General features: G+C 60.8%; 5 protein-coding genes and 1 tRNA gene. All 6 read left to right on the forward strand.

Going from position 1 to position 5,948, the window contains the following annotated elements; all coding sequences use genetic code 11:
- Nucleotides 1-17: 17 nt before the first annotated feature.
- The 6 genes from ftsH to ENJ19_06395 all read left to right on the forward strand — a co-directional run bounded on the left by ftsH (nucleotide 18) and on the right by ENJ19_06395 (nucleotide 5,833).
- Nucleotides 18-1,946, forward strand: a complete 1,929-nt coding sequence (ftsH, locus tag ENJ19_06370) for an ATP-dependent zinc metalloprotease FtsH (GenBank protein HHM05353.1) — start codon at nucleotides 18-20, stop codon at nucleotides 1,944-1,946.
- A 179-nt stretch (nucleotides 1,947-2,125) separates the two neighbouring features.
- Complete coding sequence (gene folP, locus ENJ19_06375) at nucleotides 2,126-2,935, forward strand: dihydropteroate synthase (protein HHM05354.1); 810 nt, start codon at nucleotides 2,126-2,128, stop codon at nucleotides 2,933-2,935.
- Complete coding sequence (locus tag ENJ19_06380; protein HHM05355.1) at nucleotides 2,932-4,308, forward strand: phosphoglucosamine mutase; 1,377 nt, start codon at nucleotides 2,932-2,934, stop codon at nucleotides 4,306-4,308. The genes folP and ENJ19_06380 overlap by 4 nt, the downstream gene beginning before the upstream one ends.
- A 176-nt stretch (nucleotides 4,309-4,484) precedes the next feature.
- Entirely contained in the window at nucleotides 4,485-5,240 is a 756-nt protein-coding gene (locus ENJ19_06385; GenBank protein ID HHM05356.1) for a triose-phosphate isomerase, read from the forward strand.
- An 18-nt stretch (nucleotides 5,241-5,258) separates the two neighbouring features.
- Nucleotides 5,259-5,702: a preprotein translocase subunit SecG gene (gene secG / locus ENJ19_06390; GenBank protein HHM05357.1), complete on the forward strand. Its 444-nt coding sequence runs from the start codon at nucleotides 5,259-5,261 to the stop codon at nucleotides 5,700-5,702.
- A 46-nt stretch (nucleotides 5,703-5,748) separates the two neighbouring features.
- A tRNA-Leu gene (locus ENJ19_06395) sits at nucleotides 5,749-5,833 on the forward strand.
- Nucleotides 5,834-5,948 lie beyond the last annotated feature (115 nt).

A 5,948-nucleotide genomic window follows, 5' to 3' on the forward strand; every position in this document is an offset into this window, starting at 1 on the left:
GCAAAGAGGTAAGAACCTTGAGCGATATGGCCAAAAATCTGATCCTGTGGGTGGTTATCGCTATCGTCCTGATGTCCGTGTTCAACAGCTTTGGGCCACCCCAGGTGGCGGCCAAACAGTTGGCGTATTCCGACTTCATTACGGAAGTCCGTCAAGGCGGCGTCAAAGAGGTGTTGATTGAAGGACGCACGATACATGGCGAGCGCGTAGGCGGCGAAACTTTTCTTACCTACAGTCCGGGTGATCCCCGTTTGGTGGACGAATTACTGGAGCGCGGCGTGTTGATCAAGGCCCGTCCCCAGCAGCAGCAGAGCCTGCTGATGCAAATGTTCATTTCCTGGTTTCCCATGCTGCTCCTGATCGCAGTGTGGATTTTCTTCATGCGGCAGATGCAAGGCGGAGGCGGTGGTCGCGGCGCCATGTCTTTCGGTCGCAGCAAGGCGCGTTTGCACGGTGAGGACCAGGTCAAGGTCACCTTCCAGGACGTGGCGGGTGTCGAAGAAGCCAAGGAAGAAGTGGGCGAACTGGTGGAGTTCCTGCGCGATCCCAGCAAATTCCAGAACCTGGGGGGCAAAATCCCCCGCGGTGTGTTGATGGTGGGCTCGCCCGGTACGGGTAAAACTCTGCTGGCCAAAGCCATTGCCGGGGAAGCCAAAGTGCCTTTCTTTTCCATTTCCGGTTCGGATTTCGTGGAGATGTTTGTCGGTGTCGGTGCCGCCCGGGTGCGCGACATGTTCGAGCAGGCCAAAAAGCACGCACCCTGCATTATCTTCATCGATGAAATCGATGCGGTGGGCCGTCATCGGGGTGCTGGTCTGGGCGGTGGCCACGATGAGCGCGAGCAGACCCTGAACCAGTTGCTGGTGGAGATGGACGGCTTCGAGGGCTCGGAAGGTATCATCGTCATCGCTGCCACCAACCGTCCTGACGTGCTCGATCCCGCTTTGTTGCGGCCGGGCCGCTTCGACCGCCAGGTGGTGGTGCCCCTGCCCGATGTGCGCGGCCGTGAGCAGATTCTGAAAGTTCACATGCGCAAAGTACCGGTGGGTGACGACGTCAATCCCAATATCATTGCCCGTGGCACCCCGGGTTTTTCCGGGGCGGATCTGGCCAATCTGGTGAACGAAGCCGCCTTGTTTGCCGCCCGGGCTGACAAGCGCGTGGTGGACATGCTGGACTTCGAAAAGGCGAAAGACAAAATCATGATGGGCGCCGAGCGCCGGTCCATGGTGATGAGCGATGAAGAGAAAAAACTCACCGCTTACCACGAGGCCGGCCACGCCATTGTGGGCTTGTCCGTGCCGTCCCATGACCCGGTGCACAAAGTGACGATCATTCCCCGTGGCCGCGCTTTGGGTGTGACCATGTTCCTGCCGGAGGAGGATCGCTACAGCTACAGCAAGCAGCGCTTGGAAAGCCAGATTTCCAGCATGATGGGTGGGCGTATCGCCGAGGAATTGATCTTCGGTATGGACATGGTGACCACCGGTGCCTCCAATGACATACAGCGGGCCACGGAGATTGCCCGCAACATGGTCACCAAATGGGGTCTGTCGGAGCGGCTCGGCCCGTTGGCCTACGGTGAGGAAGAGGGTGAGGTGTTTCTGGGGCATTCGGTGACCCAGCACAAGAGCCTGTCAGATGAAACCGCCAAGGCCATCGACCAGGAGGTGCGGCACATAGTGGACCGCAACTACGAGCGGGCGAAGAAAATACTGACCGATAAAATGGACAGGCTGCATATGATGGCCGATGCCCTGATTAAATACGAAACCATAGACAGCGATCAAATCAAAGACATCATGGAAGGCCGTGATCCGCGCCCGCCCAAAGAATGGGGCACCGGCTCCAATGAGCCGCCGTCCGGCACGGCAACATCCGGCGAAGGCAAAAGAAAGGATGAACAATCCGACGGTGCCATAGGCGGTCCGGCCAGCCAGCACTGACGGTCGCTGCCTCCCGGTCAGACGCCCTGCATCGCGGGGCGTTTTTTCATCCGACTTTTCTGTATCCGACTTCTCTGGCGCTGTTTGCGGCGCACCATTCCCGATAAACTGTTTGCGTCATGAATCGTCTGAGGCTCAATTGCGCCGGTCTGACTCTTGATCTCAGCCGTCCCCAGGTCATGGGGGTGCTGAATGTCACACCGGATTCCTTCTCAGATGGGGGACGCTTTGTGGACCAAAGCGCTGCCCTTGCGCATGCCTGCCGGATGGCGCAGGAGGGGGCGGCGATAATTGACGTTGGGGGCGAATCCACGCGTCCTGGCGCCAGGCCGGTGTCTGTTCAGGAGGAGCGGGACCGGGTTGTGCCCGTGATCGAGGCGCTGCACAGGGTTTTGCCTGACGTCGTGGTGTCCGTGGACACCAGCAAGCCGGAGGTGATGCGCGCCGCTGTTGCCGCCGGCGCCGCCATGATCAACGACGTCCGGGCCCTGCGCGGTGAGGGGGCGCTGGCCGCCGCCCTGGAGCTGGACGTTCCTGTTTGTCTCATGCACATGCAGGGTGAACCGCGGGTCATGCAAACCCGGCCCCATTACAGGGATGTGGTAGACGATGTGGCGTGTTTCTTGTCGGAACGCCTTCAGACATGTGTGGAAGCAGGGTTTTCCCCTGATCGTTTGCTGCTGGATCCGGGTTTTGGATTCGGGAAAACCGTTGCGCACAACCTTTGCCTCATGAAACATCTGGACCGTTTTGCCGCGTTGGGCGCGCCGTTGCTCATTGGTGTATCCCGCAAGTCAACCATCGGTGCGGTGCTGAAGGTTCCGGTGACGCAACGCCTCTATGGTAGTATTGCGCTCGCCGTATGGGCGGTGGCGCACGGGGCGGTGATTGTGCGGGCGCATGATGTGGCGGCCACCGTGCAGGCGCTGACCATGGTGGCGGCAGTTCAACACGCCGGCAACGCCGAGCCGGTGCAAGCGGGAGAATGACTGACATGGCGGGAGCCTCCAAGCGCTATTTTGGAACCGACGGCATTCGCGGGCGCGTGGGTGAACACCCCATCAACGCTGAATTCGTGCTCAAACTGGGCTGGGCGGTGGGCCGGGTGCTGTGTGGTGCGGTGAGCGGCGAGAGTCACCGCAAGGTGCTGATCGGCAAGGATACGCGCATTTCCGGCTATATGTTTGAATCTTCACTGCAGGCCGGTTTGTCCGCGGCCGGGGTGGATATTCATTTGCTTGGGCCCATGCCCACCCCGGGGATTGCCTATCTGACCCGCACCTTTCACGCCCAGGCGGGCATCGTCATCAGCGCCTCTCACAATCCGTACTACGACAACGGCATCAAGTTTTTTTCCGGTGAAGGCAGCAAACTCCCCGACGAGATGGAGCTGGCCATCGAGGCCATGCTCGATGAGCCCATGGTGACGGTGGATTCGGCGGGATTGGGCAAAGCCGAACGCGTCACCGATGCCCGGGGACGTTACATCGAGTTTTGCAAAAGCACCATTCCGTCCGCCATGGACTTTCGTGGCTTGAAAATCGTGGTCGATTGCGCCCACGGCGCCACCTATCACGTGGCCCCCAATGTGTTTCGGGAACTGGGCGCCGAGGTGGTCGATATCGGTGTGGAACCGGATGGTCTCAACATCAACCGCGACTACGGTTCCACCTATCCCCGCGCCACACAGATGGCCGTGCTGGAGCACCGGGCGGACTTGGGCGTGGCCTTCGACGGCGACGGCGACCGCGTCGTTTTCGTGGACAGCAGGGGTGAGGTGGTCGACGGCGATGAAATACTGTTCATCATCGCCCTGTCCCGCCTGCGCCAGCACGCCTTGCGCGGCGCGGTGGTCGGCACAGTCATGAGCAATCTGGGTCTGGAGCAGGCGCTGAAAAAACACGGTGTCCCCTTTGAAAGGGTGCCGGTGGGTGACCGGCATATCATGGAAAAGCTGCAGGCGGAGGGTTGGTCCCTGGGTGGGGAGTCCTCCGGCCATATCATCTGCCTGGACCGCACCAGCACAGGTGACGGCATTGTGTCAGCCCTGCAGGTGTTGGCGGAAATCATTCAGAGCGGCCGCAGCTTGAATGAGCTGAAAACGGGGATGAGCAAATATCCTCAAACCATGGTCAACGTACGGATGGAAGCACCCTTCGACCCCCACGCCAGCAGCGAAGTTCAGCGTGCCTGTCGCGACGCCGAGGCCACCCTGGGAGACAGCGGACGCTTGCTGCTGCGCCCCTCGGGCACCGAGCCGTTGATCCGGGTGATGGTGGAAGGCGTCGATGGTGCCCAGGTGGAGCAGCTGGCCAACGATTTGGCCGAGGCGGTGCGGCAGGCGGCCGCCAGAAGCGGATAGCCGGTTCTCATCCGATCGTTTCCAATGAGCGCGGGGCATCACCGGTCCGCCGGGTACCCCCAGTTTACTCACCGGGGCTTTCACATTGGGGCCCCACGGTCACGTTGATTTCTGTGTCTCCTGTGGGATAAGATTCCTGGCTATTTTTTGACACCAATAATAATTTGGGGAATGTGATGCGCCAGGCGTTTGTGGCGGGAAACTGGAAGATGCACGGCAACTCAGCCAGCATTCATGCGCTGGTTGAAGGGATTAAATCGCAGCCCGGTCTGGGTTCGGCCCAGGTGGCGGTGTGTCCGCCTTTTGTCTATTTGCAGCAGGTGAAGGACATGCTCAGCGGGGTTGCAGTCGCGCTGGGCGCCCAGAACCTGTGTGTCCGGCCGGGGGAAGGGGCCTACACCGGAGAGGTGTCCGGCGCCATGCTGGCCGACCTGGCTTGCCGCTACGTCATCGTCGGCCATTCTGAGCGCCGTCAGTATTACGGTGAGGATGATGCGCTGGTGGCGGAAAAAGTCCTGGTGGCCCAAGCCGCTGGTCTGACGCCGATCATGTGTGTGGGTGAAATGCTGAACGAGCGCGAAGCCGGCGCCACCGAGGCGGTGGTGGCCAGGCAGCTGGACGCATTATTGGATCGCGAAGGCGGCGTGGCCGCTTTGGGTCAGGCCGTTATTGCCTACGAGCCGGTGTGGGCCATAGGCACCGGCCGTACGGCGACGCCGGAGCAGGCCCAAGCGGTTCACGCCTGCATACGTGAGCGTATCGCAGCACGCGACAGCGGGATCGCCGCCAAGATCCAAATCCTCTATGGCGGCAGTGTGAAAGCGGGTAATGCCGCTGAGTTGTTTGCCATGCCGGATATAGACGGTGGACTGGTGGGCGGCGCCTCCCTGGACGCGGAACAGTTCGCGGCGATCTGCCGCGCCGCCGGCTAAACATTTCAAGAGGCCCCTATGCATACTCTATTGCTGGTTGTTCATGTCGCCGTCGCGGCGGCGCTTATCGTGCTGGTATTGTTGCAGCGTGGCAAGGGCGCCGAAATGGGGGCGGCTTTTGGCAGTGGTGCGTCGAGCACCGTGTTTGGTAGCCAGGGTTCCGCATCTTTCCTGACCCGTGTAACCGCGGGTTTGGCGACGACATTTTTTCTGACCAGTCTCGGTCTGGCATTTTTGGCGGTCAATCCCGAGGTTCCGGTCAGCGTGACGGAGAGTGTCACCTCTTCCGCGCCGGCTGTGACCGAAGGGGCCGCTCCGGCAGCGCCTGCGCCGGAGGTGCCGGAGGATGTGCCGGTGGTGCCTCTCGAGGCGCCTCCCGCGGCGGAGGCGGCAGGCAATGACGTGCCTGCGCCGCCGTCTTCCGGGGAAACACCTCCCGCCGAGCCGGGCAAGCCGCGATAGCACTGGTGTTTCGCGCCTTTTTGTGTTGTCATCGCGTTTGACACAAGCCGATGTGGTGGAATTGGTAGACACGCCGTCTTGAGGGGGCGGTGGCGCAAGCCGTGCCGGTTCGACTCCGGCCATCGGCACCACTAAAAGTGTGGGCATTCCATTTGTAAGCCTATGAATTAGAATAAAAACCCCACGAATAACCGACTTGACAGCCCGTCGAATTCTAGCCTAGACTCGGCGCATCCTGAAAAACAA

It is taken from the genome of Gammaproteobacteria bacterium (assembly GCA_011375345.1).
GTDB lineage: Bacteria > Pseudomonadota > Gammaproteobacteria > DRLM01 > DRLM01 > DRLM01.